Origin of the sequence: Streptomyces longhuiensis, from assembly GCF_020616555.1 — a bacterium.
Classification (GTDB): Bacteria; Actinomycetota; Actinomycetes; order Streptomycetales; family Streptomycetaceae; genus Streptomyces; species Streptomyces longhuiensis.
This window is the reverse complement of record NZ_CP085173.1, coordinates 5500486-5520288: the sequence shown is the minus strand read 5'-3', so window position 1 is coordinate 5520288 and position 19803 is coordinate 5500486. Positions and strand designations below refer to the sequence as shown.

The following is a 19803-nucleotide window of genomic DNA, read 5'->3' as shown; positions in this document are numbered from 1 at the left end:
CGGAGAATAAGGAACCATGCACCGACCGACCAAGCGACTCACCCGCATATTTGTCTGCGCAGCCGCCGTGCCGGTGATCCTCGTGGCATCCGGCTGCTCCTCCGGCTCGGACTCCGGCGACGGGGCCGACAAGCGCTCCTCGAAGGCGTCGGCCTCCCCGAGTGACGCGGCCGCCAAGGTGAAGGCGGCGGCGTACGACTCGCTGCCGCAGCCGTGCGCCGCGATCTCGAAGAAGACGCTCGACGATCTCGTCCCGGAGGCGAAGTCGGGCAAGGCGGGCTCCTCCGACGACGAGTCGGTGCGGGGCACCTGCTCCTGGTCGAGCCTCGACAACAAGGGCGTGAAGGGGTCGCAGTTCCGCTGGCTCAACGCGTCGCTGATGCGTTTCGACTCGGACGCGGCCCGCGGCAGCGGCAACAAGCTGGCGCACGAGTACTTCACCAAGCAGGTGACCGACGCGCAGTCCGTGGACGGCGCGAAGTCCCCGAAGGCGGAGCCGGTCAGCGGCACGGGCGACGAGGCGACTGCGGTGACGTACGAGCTGAAGAAGAAGGAAGGCACCTTCAAGCAGCAGACGGTCGTCACGCGCGTCGAGAACGTCGTCGTCACGATCGACTACAACGGCGCGGGTCTCGCGGGCGAGACGACGCCGGGCGCCGACGAGCTGGTGAAGGACGCCGAGAAGGCGGCGAAGGACGCCGCCGCGGCGGTCGTCTCGGCGAACGGCGCGGGCGGCTCGGACACCGCCGGTTCCGCGTCGTCGAAGCCGTCGGACAAGGCCTCCTCCGAGCCGTCGGAGAAGGCGTCCGCCAAGTCTTCCGCGAAGCCGTCCGAGAAGTCGTCCTCGAAGACCTCGGCCACGCCGTCGGACAAGGCGTCCTCGAAGTCGTGACCCTGTAGGCGACCGGCCGCCAAGTGGCCCTCCGTGGCCCCCGGTCGGCGCCGGGCGGGCCTCAACTCACTTGCCGGTCACGCCTTTTGCGGAGCCCGGTCCCTTATGGGGCCGGGCTCCCGCCGTACCGGGCCACGGACCCGCGCGCCGATGTGCGAGGCTGTTGCGCGCAACAAGGCGTACAGGGAGGGGAGCACGTGTGGCCGCGCCACAGCTGACACGGACGCACCGCATACTCATCGGCGTGGTCGTCGCCGGTGCGGTGGTCATCGCCGGCATCGGTTTCGCGGGTTCGTACGCGGCCGTTCGCTCACTCGCGCTCCAGAAGGGGTTCGGGAACTTCAGCTATGTGTTCCCGATCGGCATCGACGCGGGTATCTGCGTACTGCTCGCCCTGGACCTGCTGCTGACCTGGATCCGCATACCGTTCCCCCTGCTGCGCCAGACGGCGTGGCTGCTGACCGCGGCGACGATCGCGTTCAACGGCGCGGCCGCCTGGCCGGACCCCCTCGGCGTCGGCATGCACGCCGTCATCCCGATCCTGTTCGTCGTCTCGGTCGAGGCCGCGCGGCACGCCGTGGGCCGGATCGCGGACATCACGGCCGACAAGCACATGGAGGGCGTGCGCCTCACGCGCTGGCTGCTCTCCCCGCTGCCCACGTTCCTGCTGTGGCGCCGCATGAAGCTGTGGGAACTGCGCTCCTACGAGCAGGTCATCAAGCTGGAGCAGGACCGTCTCGTCTACCAGGCCCGTCTGCACTCCCGTTTCGGCCGCGCCTGGCGCCGCAAGGCCCCCGTCGAGTCCCTGATGCCGCTGCGCCTCGCGCGCTACGGCGTCCCGCTCGCGGAGACCGCCCCCTCGGGCCTGGCCGCCGCCGGCATCGAGCCCGCGCTGCTGCCCCCGGCACCGTCACCGTCACCGGCCGCCCCCGTACCCGAACTGGAACGCCCCGCTCCCGTGGCCACCGGTCCGCAGCCGGCCGCCGTCGCGCCCGGGACTCCGGCCGCGGCCGCCGCCGCCGCTGCCGCTGCCGCCGGCGAGGAGTCGAGCCCGTGGTTCGCGACCCCGCCTCAGCCGGCGTCGTACGACGGTGGCTACGACCCGACGTACGTGCCTGAGCAGGAGTACGAACCCTGGTACCAGGAGCAGCAGGACGACCAGGCTCCCGGTCAGGTCCAGGAGCAGTTGCCGGCCGAGGCCTTCGTCCCCGCGCAGATGCAGATGCAGGCGCAGGAGCCGGAGTTCCCCGTTCCGTCCGGGCCCAACCGCACCCGCCAGCTCGGTGAGGGCATCGAGACCGGCGAGGAGCCGCCGACGGAGGAGGACCTGTACCAGGTGTTCCGCAAGTCGATAGACGGCGAGGGCGGGCCCACCCCGGGCACGTTCCACGCGAACGTCGAGGCGACGTTCGGAACCAGCCTTGAACCGCGTGACCTGCACCGCTACATGGACCTGTTCATGCAGCGGCTGAACAGCGAGTTCATCGAGGACCACATCGCCTGACCCGCCACAGACGCGGAAGGGGCCGCACCGGAACATCCGGTGCGGCCCCTTCCGTTCGCTCAGGCTCCGAGCAGCTTGCGCACCCGGTCCGCGCCCACGGCGAGCAGCAGCGTGGGCAGCCGCGGCCCGGTGTCACGGCCGACGAGCAGGTCGTACAGGAGCGCGAAGAACGACCGCTGGGCCGTCTTGATCTCCGGCGGCAGCTCCTTCGGCGTCGCGTCCGGCGAGAAGCCCGCCTGGACCTTCGGCACGCCGTAGACGAGGTGCGTCAGGCCGTCGAGGGACCAGTGCGAGTCCAGCCCGTCGAGGAGGAGCCGCAGCGACTCGCGGGCCTCGTCGTCGAGCGCGGCCAGCGCCTGCGTGTCCGGCTCGGCGCGCACCAGGGTGCGCGACTCTGCGGGCACGTACTTGCTGATCCACGCCTCGGCCCGGTCGAGCCTCGGCCGCACCTCGTCGAGCGCGGTGACCGGGTTCTCCGGGTCGAGCTCGCTGAGGATGCGCAGGGTCTGGTCCTCGGCGCCGGCGGTGACGTCGGCGACGGAGGCCAGGGTGCGGTACGGCAACGGCCGCGGGGTGCGCGGCAGTTCACCGGCCGCGGTGCCCACGGCACGCGTGTACGCGGCGGCGTCCGCCGGCAGGACCGAGCCGTCGGCGACCTTGGAGGCGAGCTTGTCCCACTCGTCGTAGAGCCGCTGGATCTCCTGGTCGAAGGCGATCTTGAAGGACTGGTTGGGCCGGCGGCGGGCGTACAGCCAGCGAAGCAGCTGCGGCTCCATGATCTGGAGCGCGTCGGCCGGGGTCGGGACCCCGCCCTTGCTGGAGGACATCTTCGCCATGCCGCTGATGCCGACGAACGCGTACATCGGGCCGATCGGCTGCTTGCCGCCGAAGATCCCGACGATCTGCCCGCCGACCTGGAACGACGAGCCCGGGGACGAGTGGTCGACACCGGACGGCTCGAAGATCACGCCCTCGAACGCCCAGCGCATCGGCCAGTCGACCTTCCAGACCAGCTTGCCGCGGTTGAACTCCGTCAGCCGAACCGTCTCGCTGTGGCCGTCGAGCGTGCAGGTGTAGGACAGCTCCGTCGTCTCGTCGTCGTACGACGTGACGGTGGTGAGGTCCTTGCCGCACTCGCCGCAGAACGGCTTGTACGGGTAGTAGCCGCCCGCGCCGCCACTGCCGTCGTCCTCGTTCGCCGCGCCGGAGCCCTCGGCGGCCTCCAGCTCGGCCTCGTCGACCGGCTTCTGCTGCTTCTGCTGCTGCTTCGGCGGAGCCTTCTTCGTGCGGTACTGGCCGAGGATCGCGTCGATGTCACCGCGGTGCTTCATCGCGTGCAGGATCTGCTCGCGGTAGACGCCCGACGTGTACTGCTCGGTCTGGCTGATGCCGTCGAACTCGACGCCCAGCTCGCCGAGCGCCCCGGTCATCGCGGCCTTGAAGTGCTCCGCCCAGTTCGGGTACGCCGATCCGGCGGGCGCCGGGACCGAGGTGAGCGGCTTGCCGATGTGCTCGGCCCAGGACTCGTCGACGCCGGGGACACCGGCCGGGACCTTGCGGTACCGGTCGTAGTCGTCCCAGGAGATCAGGTGCCGGACCTCGTACCCACGGCGGCGGACCTCGTCGGCGACCAGGTGTGGGGTCATGACCTCGCGCAGGTTCCCCAGGTGGATGGGACCGGACGGGGAGAGTCCGGACGCGACGACAACGGGTTTGCCCGGGGCACGACGCTCCGACTCGGCAATGACCTCGTCCGCGTAACGGGAGACCCAGTCGGTGGTCTCTGTGCTCTGAGCCACGATCGGCACGTCCTTCTTCCTCATACGTGGAGTGCGTCAGGGACGCCTGACCGTTCCATTCTCCCAGCTGCGCCCCCATCCGCGAAAACCGCTTTTCACCGCGTGGGATACTGAGCTTCTCTGTATATGGAGAAACCCAGGCACCCGAGCAGAACGGCACCTCACCCATGGCCTCGGTCACGTCCCTCACCGCTTCCGTCCACCAGCGTCTCGCGGACGCCCTCTCGGCCGCCCTGCCGGAGGCCGGCGCCGCCGACCCGCTGCTGCGACGAAGTGACCGGGCCGACTTCCAGGCCAACGGGATCCTGGCCCTCGCCAAGAAGGCGAAGGCGAACCCGCGCGAGCTCGCGGCGACCGTCCTGGACGCGCTCCCGGCCAACGACGTGATCAAGGACGTCGAGGTCTCGGGCCCCGGCTTCCTGAACATCACGATCGCCGACAAGGCCATCATCGAGACCCTGGCAGCCCGCGCCGCCGACGACCGCCTCGGCGTGCCGTTCCAGCAGGACGCGGGCACGACGGTCATCGACTACGCCCAGCCGAACGTGGCGAAGGAGATGCACGTCGGCCACCTGCGGTCCGCCGTGATCGGCGCCGCGATGGTCGAGATCCTGGAGTTCACCGGCGAGAAGGTCGTCCGGCGCCACCACATCGGCGACTGGGGCACCCAGTTCGGCATGCTCATCCAGTACCTCCTGGAGCACCCGCACGAGCTGGACCACGAGGGCGACAAGGAGGACGGCGAGGCGGCGATGTCGTCGCTGAACCGGCTCTACAAGGCCTCGCGCGCGCTCTTCGACTCCGACGAGGAGTTCAAGGCCCGCTCCCGGGACCGCGTCGTGGCCCTCCAGGCCGGGGACGCGGAGACCATCGCCCTGTGGCAGCGCTTCGTCGACGAGTCGAAGATCTACTTCTACTCGGTCTTCAACAAGCTCGACATGCAGATCGACGACCCGGACGTGGTCGGCGAGTCCGGCTACAACGACATGCTCGAGGAGACCTGCCGGATCCTGGAGGAGTCGGGCGTCGCCGTCCGCTCCGAGGGTGCGCTGTGCGTCTTCTTCGACGACGTGCTGGGCCCCGACGGCAACAAGGTCCCCCTGATCGTCAAGAAGTCGAACGGCGGCTACGGCTACGCCGCGACCGACCTCTCCGCGATCCGGGACCGCGTCCAGAACCTCAAGGCGTCGACGCTCCTCTACGTCGTGGACGCCCGGCAGTCGCTCCACTTCAAGATGGTCTTCGAGACGGCCCGCCGCGCCGGCTGGCTGAACGAGGACGTGAAGGCGCACCAGCTGGCCTTCGGCACGGTCCTCGGCAAGGACGGCAAGCCGTTCAAGACCCGTGAGGGCGAGACGGTGAGGCTGGTCGACCTCCTCGACGAGGCGATCGACCGCGCCACGTCCGTCGTGCGCGAGAAGGCCGAGAAGGTGGGCCTGGCCGAGGAGGAGATCGTCGAGAACGGCGTGTACGTCGGCATCGGCGCGGTGAAGTACGCCGACCTGTCGACCTCCGCCGTGCGGGACTACAAGTTCGACCTGGACCAGATGGTGTCGCTGAACGGCGATACGAGCGTGTACCTCCAGTACGCGTACGCCCGTATCCGCTCGATCTTCGGCAAGGCGGGCGACCGCAGGCCGCTCGCGCACCCGGAGCTGGAGCTGGCCCCGGCGGAGCGGGCCCTCGGCCTGCACCTGGACCAGTTCGGCGAGACGCTGGCCGAGGTCGCGTCGTCGTACGAGCCGCACAAGCTGGCCGCGTACCTGTACCAGCTCGCGTCGCTGTACACGACGTTCTACGACCAGTGCCCGGTCGTGAAGCCGGCGCCCGCGCCGGAGGTCGCCGAGAACCGGCTGTTCCTGTGCGACCTGACGGCCCGCACGCTGCACCAGGGCATGGCGCTCCTGGGCATCAGGACGCCCGAGCGCCTCTGACCCGGCCTCGGTCCTCCGATACCCGGCAGCCCGATACGCCGGGTGAGTCCGATACGCCGACTGTGCCCCGCCGGAAGTATCCGGCGGGGCACAGTCGTTCGGTGGGCCGGCGGCTATCCGTCGACGCGCTCGCCCCAGCTGCCCGCCCCGATCGGGTAGTCATAGCCGGGGCGCCCGACATCGGCGCTGGTGCGGAACGCCCGCCCCTGGTCGTCGACCTTCAGGACGCCGTGGCGGGAGCCGCTCGACCACTTCAGCTCCAGGACCCAACTGACGTCGTGGGCCTTGGTGTTCGCCTTGATGTAGAAGACCTCGGGGTCGCTCTCGCTGACCTTGTACGGGAAATCCCGCTGCCCGTTCCTGGGCGCGGAGACCGGGCGGGGCGCGTCGAGGTCCACGCCGAACGACTTCGTCCCGACCCCGCCGCCGCAGCCCACGCCCATCGAGTAGTCGTTCCACGCGAGCGGCGCACCGGACTTCACGACGCGGACGTCCAGGTCCTCCAGGACCACGGTGTCGCTGCCGGTCCCCTGGACCGTGAGCTTGATGAACTGCTCCCCCGAAGCGACGGCGCCGATCGCACCGACCCAGTTCGGGGCGTCCTGTTCGAGGGGCGGCGGAGGCACCTCGGCCGGCGGCCTGTCGATCAGGAAGTGCTGGCTGCAGGGGTCCTCGTAGACGTACGGCGTCGTGGCCACCGTCAGCGGGGTGCCGGTGACCCCACCGGCCGCCGGGGCCGACGGGGTGCCCGGCGCGGCACCGCCCGGGGCGGCGCTGCGGGACGGGCCCGCGGAGGGCTTGTGCTTGCGGCCCGGTGACGGGGACGCCGTACCGGACGGGTCCGCGGAACGGGCTCCCTGTGTGACGGACGAGGTGGCCCCGGCGCGGTCCTTCCGGCCGCCGCCGTCACCGCTTCCGCCCCCGACGAGGTGCACGGCGAACGCGCCGGCGCCCCCGGCCACGACGACGGCCAGTGCGGCGGCGAGCACGACCGCGCGCCGCGAGCGCCGCTTCCCGGGAGCGGGCAAGGGCTCCGCGTCGGGCACCGGCGCCACATCGGGCACGAGCGCCACATCGGACACAGGCTCCGGATCGGACGCAGGCATCGGCGCCACCGCCGGGGGCTCCTCCGCTGCCGCCACCGCCTTCGTCCTGCGCGCCGCGTCCGCGAGGACCCACAACCGGTGCAGCTCGACGAGCTCCTCGGGACCGGCCTTGCACACCCGCGCCAGCCGCTCGACCGGCGCGTAGTCGACCGGCACCGCGTCCCCGTTGCAGTACCGGTGCAGCGTCGACGTGCTCATGTGCAGCCGCTTCGCGAGTACGCCGTAACTCAGACCCGAGCGGTCCTTCAGCCCTCGCAGCAGCGTCGCGAACTCGGCCGTCCCGTCAGCGTCAGCCACGGTTCCCCAACCCCCTCATCCCATTCCGGCGTTCCAGGGCAAGGTCGTTTCCCCAGGTCAGAGCCGGTACGAACGTTCCAGCGTCCCAAGTGGTCGTGTAGCGCTGGTGATTGGGACAGATCACCGCACAAGCTCTGGTCATCCAAGCACGCCGCTTCCGAAGGGGATCACCAGTGTCCATCGCCGCACCCACCCGCTCCCGTGTCCGCCTCCTCACGGCCGCCGCCACGGTCGCCCTGGCCGCGCTCTCCCTGACCGCCTGCAACAACGGGGACGGGGTCCGCGACGAGGGCGCGTCGCAGCAGCCGTCGAAGTCGGCGCCGGCCGGCGGCGACAGCGGCAAGGACACGAGCGCCGGATCCACGACGGACGACAAGACCGGCACCGGGACGGGCACCGGCGCCACCACCAAGCCGAAGCCCCAGCCCGCCTCCACCGGCAAGAACAACCCCACCTCTTCCACCGCCCGCGTCACGTGCAACGGCTCCACGGTCAAGGTCGCCGCCCAGTCCGTCTCGCGCCCCGTCAACCACATGCTCCTGACGGTGACCAACACCGGCTCCAAGCGATGCGACCTGTACGGCTACCCGGCGGTCCGCTTCGGCGAGGCCCAGTCGGTCCCGCCGGTGATCGACGACTCGAAGCCGCAGGCGGTGGTCTCCCTGCCGCCGGGCCAGTCCGCCTACGCGGGCGTCGCCCTCTCCGGCGGCGACGACGGCGGCGGCTCCAACGGGCGTACGGAGAAGACGCTCGAGGTGTTCTTCCAGGGCCGCAACACCAACGACGGCGGCCCCGGCGCCAAGGCCCCGCTGCCCGCGAAGGGCGTCTACATCGACGACTCGCTCAAGGTCACGTACTGGCAGCAGTCGATGAGCGACGCGCTGGCCTGGTGACCGTGACCAGGTGACCTGCCGAACGTGAAAGAAAACTGCCCCGCCGGTCAAGTACCGGCGGGGCAGCGGGAGTTCAGGGATCGGGCGCGGTCACAGGCCGCGTGCGACCTCCGTCGCCCAGTACGTGAGGATCATGTTCGCGCCGGCCCGCTTGATACCGAGGAGCGCCTCCAGGATGGCCCGGTCGCGCTCGATCCAGCCGCGCTGCGCGGCGGCCTCGATCATCGCGTACTCGCCGCTGATCTGGTACGCGGCGACCGGCACGTCCACCGACTCGGCGACCTTGGCGAGGATGTCGAGGTAGGGACCGGCCGGCTTGACCATCACCATGTCGGCGCCCTCCTCGAGGTCGAGCGCCAGCTCCCGCAGGGACTCCCGGACGTTCGCCGGGTCCTGCTGGTACGTCTTGCGGTCGCCGGTCAGCGAGGAGCCGACGGCCTCACGGAACGGCCCGTAGAACGCCGACGAGTACTTCGCCGTGTAGGCGAGGATCGAGACGTCCTCCTTGCCGATGGTGTCGAGCGCGTCGCGGATGACCCCGACCTGCCCGTCCATCATGCCGCTGGGGCCCACGACATGGGCACCCGCGTCGGCCTGGACCTGCGCCATCTCGGCGTACCGCTCCAGCGTCGCGTCGTTGTCGACGCGCCCCTCGGCGTCCAGGACACCGCAGTGCCCGTGGTCCGTGAACTCGTCGAGGCACAGGTCGGACATGACGATGAGGTCGTCGCCGACCTCGGCGCGCACATCGCGCAGCGCCACCTGGAGGATGCCGTCGGGGTCCGTACCGGCCGTCCCGAGGGCGTCCTTCTTCGCGTCGTCCGGCACGCCGAAGAGCATGATCCCGGAGACCCCGGCCTCCAGCGCCTCGACGGCCGCCTTCTTCAGGGTGTCCCGGGTGTGCTGCACGACACCGGGCATGGACCCGATCTCGACCGGCTCGCCGATGCCCTCCCGCACGAACGCGGGAAGGATCAGGTCGGCCGGGTGCAGCCGCGTCTCGGCGACCATGCGCCGCATGGCGGGGGTGGTGCGCAGCCGCCGCGGCCGCGCACCCGGGAAGGATCCGTACTCAGTCACACCAACACTCCGTGTCTCACTGTCCCGTTGCCCCCGCTGTCCCCCGTTGTTCCCTGCGTCGGCAGCCGCCTTACGGCGCCGCCCGACGCCTCCGCGCACCCGGCCGCCGCTCGCTCGGCCGGGACACAGGATCCCCCGCCTCGAGCGCGGCGGTACGCCGCCTGGCACCGAAGTCGGCCAGCGCCTGCGCCAGCCGGTGCACGGACGGCTCCGGAGACATGACGTCCACGCGCAGCCCGTGCTCCTCGGCGGTCTTGGCCGTCGCGGGGCCGATACACGCGATGACGGTCACGTTGTGCGGCTTGCCGGCGATACCGACCAGGTTCCGCACGGTCGACGACGACGTGAACAGCACGGCGTCGAAACCGCCGCCCTTGATCGCCTCGCGCGTCTCCGCCGGCGGCGGCGACGCCCGCACCGTCCGGTAGGCGGTCACGTCGTCGACCTCCCACCCGAGTTCGATGAGCCCGGCGACGAGCGTCTCGGTGGCGATGTCGGCGCGCGGCAGGAAGACGCGGTCGATCGGGTCGAAGACCGGGTCGTACGGCGGCCAGTCCTCGAGGAGACCGGCGGCGGACTGCTCACCGCTCGGCACGAGGTCGGGCTTCACCCCGAACGCGATGAGCGCGTTCGCGGTCTGCTCGCCCACCGCGGCGACCTTGATCCCTGCGAAGGCACGGGCGTCGAGCCCGTACTCCTCGAACTTCTCGCGCACGGCCTTGACCGCGTTCACCGAGGTGAAGGCGATCCACTCGTAGCGTCCGGTGACGAGGCCCTTGACCGCGCGCTCCATCTGCTGGGGCGTGCGCGGCGGCTCGACGGCGATCGTCGGCACCTCGTGCGGCACGGCGCCGTACGACGTGAGCTGGTCGGAGAGCGACGCCGCCTGCTCCTTGGTCCGCGGCACGAGCACCTTCCAGCCGAACAGCGGCTTGGACTCGAACCACGAGAGCTGGTCGCGCTGGGCGGCCGCGGAGCGCTCGCCGACCACGGCTATGACGGGGCGACCGCCCTCCGGGGAGGGCAGCACCTTCGCCTGCTTGAAGGTCTGGGCGATCGTGCCGAGCGTCGCGGACCAGGTCCGCTGGCGCGTCGTCGTACCGGCGACCGTGACGGTCAGCGGGGTGTCCGGCTTGCGGCCCGCCGCGACCAGCTCACCGGCGGCCGCGGCCACCGCGTCGAGCGTCGTCGAGACGACGACCGTGCCGTCGGACGCGCCGACCTCGGTCCAGCAGCGCTCGGAGGCGGTACGGGCGTCGACGAACCGCACGTCCGCGCCCTGCGCGTCCCGCAGCGGAACACCGGCGTACGCGGGCACACCGACAGCCGCCGCGATGCCGGGCACGACCTCGAAGGAGACCCCGCCGGCCGCGCAGGCCAGCATCTCCCCGGCCGCGTCCGTGTCGAGTCCGGGGTCGCCGCTGACGGCACGTACGACCCGCTTGCCGCCCCGCGCGGCCTCCATGACAAGATTGGCGCAGTCCCTCAACGCGGGGACCGCGACGGCAGTTGACGCATCGTCAGCAGCCGTCTGCCCCGGTGTGCCCGGGCTCTCCGCGCCGAGGACGGTCACGCCCGCCTTCGCGTGTGTGCGGACGACGTCGAGCACTTCGGGCTCGGCGATCAGCACATCCGCTCGGGCGAGCGCCTCCACGGCGCGCAGTGTCAGTAGTCCTGGATCTCCGGGACCGGCACCCAGGAAGGTGACGTGCCCGGTTGCCCAGGTGGCCGAAGGGTCAGAGGTGGTGGGGCTCAAAGTGCTCGCTCCCCCATCAGACCGGCCGCGCCCTTGGCGAGCATCTCGGTAGCGAGTTCGCGACCGAGCGCCAGCGCCTGGTCTTCCGTCTCGGGCACGGGACCGGTGGTGGACAGCTGCACCAGCTCGGAGCCGTCGGTCGTACCGACGACGCCACGCAGGCGCATTTCGTTGGCAATCTGCCCGTCGGCCAGCAGGTCGGCCAGCGCACCCACAGGTGCACTGCAGCCGGCCTCCAGGGCGGCGAGCAGGGATCGCTCGGCGGTCACGGCGACTCGGGTGAACGAGTCGTCGAGCTCTCCGAGCGCGGCGGCGAGGTCCGTGTTGGACGCGGAGCACTCGACCGCCAGAGCCCCCTGGCCGGGGGCGGGCAGAACAGTGTCGACCGCGAGGAAGTCCGTCACTTCCCCGATGCGGCCGATCCGGTTCAGTCCGGCGGCGGCGAGCACGACGGCGTCGAGCTCCCCGTTGTGCACGTAACCGAGGCGGGTGTCGATGTTCCCGCGTATCGGCACGGTCTCTATGTGCATGCCGTGGCTGCGCGCGTACGCGTTCAGCTGCGACATGCGGCGCGGCGAACCGGTACCGACGCGCGCTCCCTCCGGGAGCTGCGCGAAGGTCAGTCCGTCGCGGGCGACGAGTACGTCGCGCGGGTCCTCGCGCAGCGGCACGGCCGCCAGCGTGAGGTCCGGGTGAGAGGTGGTCGGCAGGTCCTTGAGGGAGTGCACGGCGAAGTCGACGTCGCCGCGCAGCAGCGCCTCGCGCAGCGCCACGACGAACACGCCGGTACCGCCGATCTGCGCCAGCTGCTCGCGGGACGTGTCGCCGTACGTGGTGATCTCGACCAGCTCGACGGGCCGCCCCGTCACCTGCCGTACGGTCTCGGCCACGCGCCCCGACTGAGCCATGGCGAGCTTGCTGCGCCTGGTCCCGAGCCTGAGTGCCCTGTCCGTCATGATGCCCGGCCTCGATTCTTGGCTACCGGCTCGTTCAGCTCGTTCAGATCGGCCCGTGAGACGGCGGCCACCGCCTCCGGGTCGAGGTCGAAAAGGGTGCGCAGCGCGTCCGCGTACCCGGCACCGCCGGGCTCGGCGGCCAGCTGCTTGACCCGTACGGTCGGCGCGTGCAGGAGCTTGTCCACGACGCGTCGCACGGTCTGGGTGATCTCCGCGCGCTGCTTCTCGTCGAGCTCCGGCAGGCGCCCGTCGAGCCGCGCGATCTCGCCGGTGACCACGTCGGCGGCCATCGTGCGCAGGGCGACGACGGTCGGCGTGATGGTCGCGGCGCGCTGGGCGGCGCCGAACGCGGCGACCTCGTCGGAGACGATGCCCCGCACCTGGTCCACGTCGGCGGCCATCGGCGCGTCGGCCGAGGCCTGTGCGAGCGACTCGATGTCGACGAAGCGCACGCCGCCGACGCGGTGCGCGGCGCCGTCGATGTCGCGCGGCATCGCGAGGTCGAGGAGCGAGAGCCCACCCGTACGCCCCTCGGTGGCGCGCCGGATCTGGGCCTCGGTCAGGACGAGGCCGGTCGCTCCGGTGCAGGAGACGACGACATCGGCACGTGTCAGTTCGTCACCGACGGCGTCCATGGGAACCGCTCGCGCGGCCACCCCGGTACCGCCGGGCTCGCTCAGGATCTGCGCGAGACGCTCGGCGCGCTCCAGCGTGCGGTTGGCGACGACGACCTCGGCGACCCCGGCGCGCGCGAGCGTCGCCGCGGCCAGCGACGACATCGAGCCCGCACCGATCACCAGGGCGCTCTTGTCCTTGGCCCATACGTCGACGGCACGCCCGGCGGCCAGCTGCTCCAGACCGAACGTGACCAGGGACTGGCCGGCCCGGTCGATCCCGGTCTCCGAGTGGGCCCGCTTGCCGACCCGCAGGGCCTGCTGGAACAGGTCGTTGAGGAGACGGCCCGCGGTGTGCAGCTCCTGGGAGCGCGCGAGGCCGTCCTTGATCTGGCCGAGGATCTGGCCCTCGCCCACGACCATCGAGTCGAGCCCGCACGCCACCGAGAAGAGATGGTGGACGGCCCTGTCCTCGTAGTGCACATAAAGATAAGGAGTGAGCTCCTCGAGACCGACGCCGCTGTGCTGGGCGAGCAGCGTCGAGAGCTCGGCGACACCCGCGTGGAACTTGTCCACGTCGGCGTACAGCTCGATGCGGTTGCACGTCGAGAGCACCGAGGCCTCGGCGGCGGGCTCCGCGGCGAGCGTGTCCTGGAGCAGCTTCGCCTGGGCGTCCGCGGAGAGCGCGGCGCGCTCCAGGACGCTCACGGGGGCGCTGCGGTGGCTCAGGCCTACGACGAGGAGACTCATGCCTGCATCACGGCGGGGACGTCCCCGTCGGGTCCCTTGCGGGCCGGCTTCGCCGCGGCGGCCGGAGGCTCGGTGCCGGCTTCCTCATCTGCGTCGTCCTGGCCCTCGCCGGCCTTGCGCTGCTCGTGGAAGGCGAGGATCTGGAGCTCGATGGAGAGGTCGACCTTGCGCACGTCGACGCCGTCCGGCACGGACAGGACGGTCGGCGCGAAGTTGAGGATCGAGGTGACACCGGCGGCGACGAGCCGGTCACAGACCTGCTGGGCCGCGCCCGCGGGCGTCGCGATGACGCCGATGGACACGCCGTTGTCGTCGATGATCTTCTCGAGGTCGTCGGCGTGCTGCACGGCCATGCCCGCAACGGACTTGCCGGTCATCGCCGGGTCGGCGTCGATCAGGGCGGCGACGCGGAAGCCACGGGAGGCGAACCCGCCGTAATTGGCCAGGGCGGCGCCGAGGTTACCGATACCGACCATCACGATCGGCCAGTCCTGGGTGAGGCCGAGTTCGCGGGAGATCTGGTAGACGAGGTACTCGACGTCGTAGCCCACACCGCGGGTGCCGTACGAGCCGAGGTACGAGAAGTCCTTGCGCAGCTTCGCGGAGTTGACCCCCGCGGCGGCCGCGAGCTCCTCGGACGAGACCGTGGGAACCGAGCGCTCCGACAGGCCGGTGAGGGCCCGGAGGTACAGCGGAAGGCGGGCGACGGTGGCCTCGGGAATTCCTCGGCTGCGGGTCGCCGGTCGGTGAGTTCGGCCAGTTGCCACGGTGCTCCTGCGGGTAGAGCGGGGCTGCGGGCGGTCGTACGTCCCAGGACCGCCCCGTCGAATGCAGGCTATGTCTTTGTGAACGCGTGCACAAAGATGGTGTCCGATTTGCCCGGGCAACGTGACCGGGGTCACGCGCCCCTGGCGCGCGCATATGGAACCGGCGCGCAAGCCGCTTCGTTGCCTGCTTGAAGGGGGCAAAACCGCACACTCTCCTCTACGATCCGCGCCCCCGAGACCAAACCGCCCCCGATCCTAAGCGACTTTCCGGACCACTTGGACTGCTCGGTCAGTGACGGTCGCTACTCCCCCGCGGACCACCGGCGGATCAGCCCGTCAGCGCACGCCGAAGTCGATCTTCGTTCACCTTCCAGAAGTCATGCTGTGCTCCGTCCACGAGCACCACGGGGATCTGCTCCCAGTACAAGCGGTACAGCTCCTCGTCCTGGGTGATGTCCTTCTTCTCCCAGGGCGCACCGAGCTCGCCGCACACCTTCTCGATCACCTCCTGCGCGTCGTCGCACAGATGGCAGCCCGGCTTCCCCACCAGGGTGACCAGACGCTCCTCGGGGCTCTTCTTCTCGCTCCGGCGAAAAATGGGGCTCATACCGGCCATTCTCGCTCCGCCGACGCCTTCCGGCGCACCTCTCCCGCCAGTTGTTTAACGACTCGGTCGCGGAGAGTTCACAACGCCGAATCCTCACGACTCCGGAACCACCGAACAGACTGGCTATGCTCACGACATGGCCGCTCTCGGATGGCTCACCCCCCGTAGGCGCTCCGCCACCGCGCGGAGCGTATTGGCTGGCGAGGCCTCGGCCGAGGCCGCCCGCAAGTCGTCGCAGGAGCTGGAACAGCTCGACGAGGCGACACAGCCCGACGAAGGCACCCCGGAAACGGAGTTCCCTGTCGTCGGCGACGACAGGGCCGCCGCCTTCTTCGACCTCGACAACACCGTCATGCAGGGCGCCGCGATCTTCCACTTCGGGCGCGGCCTCTACAAACGGAAGTTCTTCCAGCGCCGCGAGCTGGTCAAGTTCGGCTGGCAGCAGGCCTGGTTCAGAATCGCCGGGGTCGAGGACCCCGAGCACATGCAGGACGCCCGCGACAGCGCGCTGTCCATCGTCAAGGGCCACCGCGTCGCCGAGCTGATGTCCATCGGCGAGGAGATCTACGACGAGTACATGGCCGAGCGCATCTGGCCCGGCACCCGCGCCCTCGCCCAGGCCCACCTGGACGCGGGCCAGAAGGTGTGGCTCGTCACCGCGGCCCCCGTGGAGACCGCGACGATCATCGCCCGCCGCCTCGGCCTGACCGGCGCCCTCGGCACGGTCGCCGAGTCCGTCGGCGGCGTCTACACCGGCAAACTCGTCGGCGAACCCCTGCACGGCCCCGCGAAGGCCGAGGCCGTCCGCGCGCTCGCCGCCGCCGAGGGCCTCGACCTCAACCGCTGCGCCGCGTACAGCGACTCGCACAACGACATCCCGATGCTGTCGCTCGTAGGACATCCCTACGCGATCAATCCGGACACCAAACTGCGCAAGCACGCACGCGAACGTGACTGGCGGCTGCGCGACTACCGCACGGGCCGCAAGGCCGCGAAGGTCGGCATCCCGGCCGCGGCGGGAGTCGGCGCACTGGCCGGCGGCACGGCCGCGGCGGTCGCCCTGCACCGGCGTCGCCGCTGACCCGCGGCGCTCCCGGCCGGGAGCGTCAATCGCATCCCCTTACCCCCGCACGGCTCCCGCCAGTCCCGTTGGTTCAACTCGGCCACAACACGCCCCGCGCTCAGACGGAACATGACCTAATCCGATCAACAAGCGGTCACTCTCCGGTACTTGAACCGACTCCGTTCAGTTACGGAAGCGACGTAATCGGTGATTTGAGCAACTGGGTGTAGCGCTCCCTGCACGAAGCGTTATTCTCCTCAGACGCAAACCGGTACCCACACGTCAACACGACGAGTGAACGGTCCCGCACTGCACGTGATGGAAGCTCTGCCTCTGGGAGTCCCGTGTACCCACACGTCGGGGTTGACGCCTCGGGCCTGGCTACGCTGCGCGCAACGGTCTCCGACCGCTTGCGCGGCTTCGTCCCCACCGCGTACGCCGTCCCCGCCCTCGCCGTCGCGGCACCCGCCGCGAACGGCCCTACCGGTCCTTGCTATGCCCTGGCTGACGGGAGCACCACGGTCGGAAGACGCGCCCGCTCCGGTTCCGCCGGTACGTCCACCGCACGCCGCCCCGCCGCGGACAGCGACAGCGCCCGCATGATGGATCTCGTCGAGCGCGCCCAGGCGGGCGAGGCCGACGCGTTCGGCCGTCTCTACGACCAGTACAGCGACACCGTCTACCGCTACATCTACTACCGCGTCGGCGGGAAGGCGACGGCCGAGGATCTCACCAGCGAGACCTTCCTGCGGGCCCTGCGCCGCATCGGCACGTTCACCTGGCAGGGGCGCGACTTCGGCGCCTGGCTGGTCACGATCGCGCGGAACCTGGTCGCCGACCACTTCAAATCGAGCCGTTTCCGCCTCGAAGTGACCACCGGCGAAATGCTCGACGCGAACGAGGTCGAACGCAGCCCCGAGGACTCCGTCCTGGAGTCCCTGTCGAACGCCGCCCTGCTCGACGCGGTGCACCGGCTCAACCCCCAGCAGCAGGAGTGCGTGACCCTGCGCTTCCTGCAGGGCCTCTCGGTCGCCGAGACGGCCAAGGTCATGGGCAAGAACGAGGGCGCGATCAAGACGCTCCAGTACCGCGCCGTACGCACCCTGGCGCGCCTGCTCCCGGACGACGCCCGCTAGCGACCGGTGGGGGCCGCCCCACCCGACGCGTCGCTCTGTAGCCGTCAACTCACCTTCTGTGAGGGGCAGATGGGATCGCGGTCCGATCATCCGCCGTCCGTAACCCAAGTGCCGCGTCGCTCGTTATGCGGGATGCAGGCTCCCTGTGGTCACTCCCCGACTGCTTCCACTCACTCGATCGTGTGGAAGCGCTCAGGGTGTGCAACCCTCAGGACCCCCTGGGGAGTCGACCGTCATGACGAGAGGAGGTGCCGCCAGTGATCGCGAACGTATCGGCACACCGGCGGGCGAACGCCTTCGCCCAGGCCCTGGAGGAGCAGTCCGACCGGGAAGCTGCGGCCGTACAGCAAGAAGAGCCCCTCGCCGAACAAGGCGAGCAGGGCAAGCTGTTGGCTCTGGCGACCGGACTGGACGAGCTGCCCAAGCCTGAGCTTGACCCCGAGGTCAAGGTGGTTCAACGAGCCCAGCTCGTGGCCGCCATGGAGGCCATGCTGCTCGAAGGCACGGCTGCGGGGGGTGCGGGCCCAGGCCCTTCAGTGCCCGAGCAGCGCGCGCGCAAGGGCGCTCACCGGGCGAGCCCGCTGCGGAAGTTGCGACCCCGCTCACGCCTGTCCAAGGGCATCGCGGCCGGCGGCCTCACCGTCGGTGTCGCCGCGGGAGCCTTCGGCGGCGTCGCCGCTGCCAGCTCCGACGCCCTCCCCGGTGACCACCTCTACGGACTGAAACGCGGGATGGAGGACCTGAAACTCGGCATGGCCGACGGCGACTCCGACCGGGGCCAGATCTATCTCGACCAGGCCTCCACCCGCCTGAGCGAAGCGCGCCGGCTCATGGAGCGCGGCCGCAGCGGACAGCTCGACCACGAATCCCTCGGCGAAGTCAGGCGGACACTCTCCGGCGTCCAGTACGACGCCTCCGAGGGCCACCGCCTGCTCCTCGAGGCCTACCGCAGGGACGGCTCGCTCGGCCCCATCCAGGCCCTGTCGTCGTTCACCCGGTCCCACCGCGAGAACTGGGACGCACTGCGCGACCGCCTGCCCGTACAACTCGGCGACGTGGGCGCACAGGTCAGCTCGGTCTTCGACGCCATAGACCAAGAGGTCGACCCGCTGCGGTCCCTGCTCCCGCAGGCCCCCGAAAAGGACGGCCGCACCGGCGGACAGCCCGGCATCCACGACAGGACGCCCAGTGCCTCCGGCGACGACCGCTCCACCCCGTCGGCCGGCGGAAGCTCGCACGGCCACCAGGACAGCTCGGGCAAACCCCGACCGTCCTCCTCCGGAACCCACGACGACGACGGCCTCCTCGGCGACACCGGAGGCCTCCTCGACCCGCCCGAGGACGACACCAGCCCCACCCCGTCCGAGGGCAAACACACCACCCCGAAGCCCGACGTCACACTCCCGCCCCTCCTCCCAGGCCTGCTGCCCGGCCTGGGAATCGACAGCGAGGACGCGGACTAGTCACTTCGTCACGTGCTACGTGAAGGGGCGGCCACCGAAATTCGGTGACCGCCCCTTCACGTATGTTCCCTACGTCTCTGCGTCCCCAGTCCTCAGGGCCCCTTCCCACGGACCGCAGCCGGCCTCAGAAGAACACAGACCTCCGCTGCACCAGCAGCTTGTACAGCGTGTGCTGGATCTGCTCCCGCACCTGGTCCGTCAGGTTGAACATCAGCATCGGATCCTCGGCCGCCTCCGGCGGGAAGCCGTCCGTCGGGATCGGCTCGCCGAACTGGATCGTCCACTTCGTCGGCAACGGCACCGCACCCAGCGGACCGAGCCACGGGAACGTCGGCGTGATCGGGAAGTACGGGAAGCCGAGGAGCCGCGCCAGCGTCTTCGCGTTGCCGATCATCGGGTAGATCTCCTCCGCCCCGACGATCGAGCACGGCACGATCGGCGTGCCGGCCTTCAGCGCCGTCGAGACGAAGCCGCCACGCCCGAACCGCTGGAGCTTGTAGCGCTCGCTGAACGGCTTGCCGATGCCCTTGAACCCTTCCGGCATCACCCCGACCAGCTCGCCACGCTCCAGAAGCCGCTGCGCGTCCTCCGCACAGGCCAGCGTGTGGCCGGCCTTGCGCGCCAGCTCGTTGACCACCGGCAGCATGAACACGAGGTCCGCGGCCAGGAGTCGCAGATGCCGGTTCTGCGGATGGTTGTCGTGCACGGCGACCTGCATCATCACGCCGTCCAGCGGCAGCGTCCCCGAGTGATTGGCGACGATCAGCGCACCGCCGTCCGCCGGGATGTTCTCGATGCCCTTCACTTCCACCCGGAAGTACTTCTCGTACAGGGGCCGCACCAGGGACATCAGGACCTGGTCGGTGAGTTCCTTGTCGTAGCCGAACTCGTCGACGTCGTAATCGCCCGTCAGGCGCCGTCGCAGGAACGCCAGGCCGCCCGCGATGCGCCGGTCCAGGCCGCCGCCGGCCTGCGGCCGCTCCCGCGGATCCGGCTCCCGCGCGGCGGCCGGCGGTGACGGCTCGTGGTCCTGCTGCCCGGGCAGCGGCGCGACCTCGCGTACGGCCGCGGGCTCGCCCCTGCGCCGGCCGCTCGCGCCACGGCGGCGCGGAACCACCTTGCCGGCGCCGGCCCGCGACCGGTCGTCGTCGAACGGAATGACCTTGGCATCCGCCATCGTTGATGC

Annotated in this window: 16 protein-coding genes; 7 read left to right on the top strand and 9 right to left on the bottom strand. The window is 70.6% G+C overall.

Translation table 11 applies throughout. The features are described 5' to 3' along the window. Positions 1–16: 16 nt before the first annotated feature. Positions 17–892: a DUF3558 domain-containing protein gene (locus tag LGI35_RS25560; RefSeq protein WP_227296662.1), complete on the top strand. Its 876-nt coding sequence runs from the start codon at positions 17–19 to the stop codon at positions 890–892. 199 nt (positions 893–1091) lie between these two features. Continuing rightward, complete coding sequence (locus tag LGI35_RS25555) at positions 1092–2396, top strand: DUF2637 domain-containing protein (RefSeq protein WP_227296661.1); 1305 nt, start codon at positions 1092–1094, stop codon at positions 2394–2396. Positions 2397–2455: 59 nt separating this feature from the next. On the opposite strand, the gene lysS is transcribed toward LGI35_RS25555, so the two are convergent. Beyond that, complete coding sequence (gene lysS / locus LGI35_RS25550) at positions 2456–4204, bottom strand: lysine--tRNA ligase (RefSeq protein ID WP_227300501.1); 1749 nt, start codon at positions 4202–4204, stop codon at positions 2456–2458. 158 nt (positions 4205–4362) lie between these two features. Here lysS and argS point away from each other — a divergent pair, with 158 nt between their 5' ends. Beyond that, positions 4363–6129 (top strand): arginine--tRNA ligase, encoded by a 1767-nt coding sequence (argS, locus tag LGI35_RS25545; protein ID WP_227296660.1) that lies wholly within the window; start codon positions 4363–4365, stop codon positions 6127–6129. Between the two features lie 113 nt (positions 6130–6242). On the opposite strand, the gene LGI35_RS25540 is transcribed toward argS, so the two are convergent. Further along, on the bottom strand, positions 6243–7532 hold the full coding sequence (locus LGI35_RS25540; RefSeq protein ID WP_227296659.1) for a helix-turn-helix domain-containing protein: 1290 nt from the start codon (positions 7530–7532) through the stop codon (positions 6243–6245). A gap of 173 nt (positions 7533–7705) precedes the next feature. Here LGI35_RS25540 and LGI35_RS25535 point away from each other — a divergent pair, with 173 nt between their 5' ends. After that, positions 7706–8425: a DUF4232 domain-containing protein gene (locus LGI35_RS25535; protein WP_341483389.1), complete on the top strand. Its 720-nt coding sequence runs from the start codon at positions 7706–7708 to the stop codon at positions 8423–8425. Positions 8426–8515: 90 nt separating this feature from the next. Here LGI35_RS25535 and hemB read toward each other — a convergent pair whose 3' ends face one another. From hemB to LGI35_RS25505, 6 genes are all read right to left on the bottom strand, one after another. Next, positions 8516–9505 (bottom strand): porphobilinogen synthase, encoded by a 990-nt coding sequence (gene hemB / locus LGI35_RS25530; protein WP_227296658.1) that lies wholly within the window; start codon positions 9503–9505, stop codon positions 8516–8518. A 70-nt stretch (positions 9506–9575) separates the two neighbouring features. Next, positions 9576–11261, bottom strand: a complete 1686-nt coding sequence (locus LGI35_RS25525; RefSeq protein WP_227296657.1) for a bifunctional uroporphyrinogen-III C-methyltransferase/uroporphyrinogen-III synthase — start codon at positions 11259–11261, stop codon at positions 9576–9578. Then, positions 11258–12217: a hydroxymethylbilane synthase gene (gene hemC, locus LGI35_RS25520; protein ID WP_227296656.1), complete on the bottom strand. Its 960-nt coding sequence runs from the start codon at positions 12215–12217 to the stop codon at positions 11258–11260. Before hemC ends, LGI35_RS25525 begins: the two co-directional genes overlap by 4 nt. Beyond that, positions 12214–13581, bottom strand: a complete 1368-nt coding sequence (locus tag LGI35_RS25515) for a glutamyl-tRNA reductase (protein ID WP_227296655.1) — start codon at positions 13579–13581, stop codon at positions 12214–12216. Before LGI35_RS25515 ends, hemC begins: the two co-directional genes overlap by 4 nt. Beyond that, on the bottom strand, positions 13578–14348 hold the full coding sequence (locus LGI35_RS25510) for a redox-sensing transcriptional repressor Rex (protein WP_227296654.1): 771 nt from the start codon (positions 14346–14348) through the stop codon (positions 13578–13580). Before LGI35_RS25510 ends, LGI35_RS25515 begins: the two co-directional genes overlap by 4 nt. A 328-nt stretch (positions 14349–14676) precedes the next feature. Beyond that, positions 14677–14964 carry a glutaredoxin family protein gene (locus LGI35_RS25505; protein WP_116511371.1) on the bottom strand — a complete coding sequence of 96 codons (288 nt, stop codon included), beginning with the start codon at positions 14962–14964 and terminating at the stop codon, positions 14677–14679. A gap of 127 nt (positions 14965–15091) precedes the next feature. Here LGI35_RS25505 and LGI35_RS25500 point away from each other — a divergent pair, with 127 nt between their 5' ends. The 3 genes from LGI35_RS25500 to LGI35_RS25490 all read left to right on the top strand — a co-directional run bounded on the left by LGI35_RS25500 (position 15092) and on the right by LGI35_RS25490 (position 18617). Further along, entirely contained in the window at positions 15092–16036 is a 945-nt protein-coding gene (locus LGI35_RS25500; protein ID WP_227296653.1) for an HAD family hydrolase, read from the top strand. Positions 16037–16362: 326 nt separating this feature from the next. Next, the gene (locus LGI35_RS25495; protein WP_100599392.1) at positions 16363–17154 is read left to right on the top strand and encodes an ECF subfamily RNA polymerase sigma factor, BldN family; all 792 of its coding nucleotides are present in this window, start codon (positions 16363–16365) and stop codon (positions 17152–17154) included. Positions 17155–17411: 257 nt separating this feature from the next. Continuing rightward, a complete protein-coding gene (locus LGI35_RS25490; RefSeq protein WP_227296652.1) occupies positions 17412–18617 on the top strand; it encodes a DUF5667 domain-containing protein in 1206 nt (401 codons plus the stop codon). Between the two features lie 124 nt (positions 18618–18741). Here the strand turns inward: LGI35_RS25490 and LGI35_RS25485 are convergent, their stop codons facing one another. Then, a complete protein-coding gene (locus LGI35_RS25485; RefSeq protein WP_227296651.1) occupies positions 18742–19794 on the bottom strand; it encodes a lysophospholipid acyltransferase family protein in 1053 nt (350 codons plus the stop codon). Positions 19795–19803 lie beyond the last annotated feature (9 nt).

Excerpts from the sequence above, each read along its gene's own strand:
- argS (WP_227296660.1), top strand. The coding sequence starts at position 4,363 with ATGGCCTCGGTCACGTCCCTCACCGCTTCCGTCCACCAGCGTCTCGCG.
- hemC (WP_227296656.1), bottom strand. The coding sequence starts at position 12,217 with ATGACGGACAGGGCACTCAGGCTCGGGACCAGGCGCAGCAAGCTCGCC.
- LGI35_RS25485 (WP_227296651.1), bottom strand. The coding sequence starts at position 19,794 with ATGGCGGATGCCAAGGTCATTCCGTTCGACGACGACCGGTCGCGGGCC.
- LGI35_RS25515 (WP_227296655.1), bottom strand. The coding sequence starts at position 13,581 with ATGAGTCTCCTCGTCGTAGGCCTGAGCCACCGCAGCGCCCCCGTGAGC.
- LGI35_RS25505 (WP_116511371.1), bottom strand. The coding sequence starts at position 14,964 with ATGGCCGGTATGAGCCCCATTTTTCGCCGGAGCGAGAAGAAGAGCCCC.
- LGI35_RS25500 (WP_227296653.1), top strand. The coding sequence starts at position 15,092 with ATGGCCGCTCTCGGATGGCTCACCCCCCGTAGGCGCTCCGCCACCGCG.
- LGI35_RS25560 (WP_227296662.1), top strand. The coding sequence starts at position 17 with ATGCACCGACCGACCAAGCGACTCACCCGCATATTTGTCTGCGCAGCC.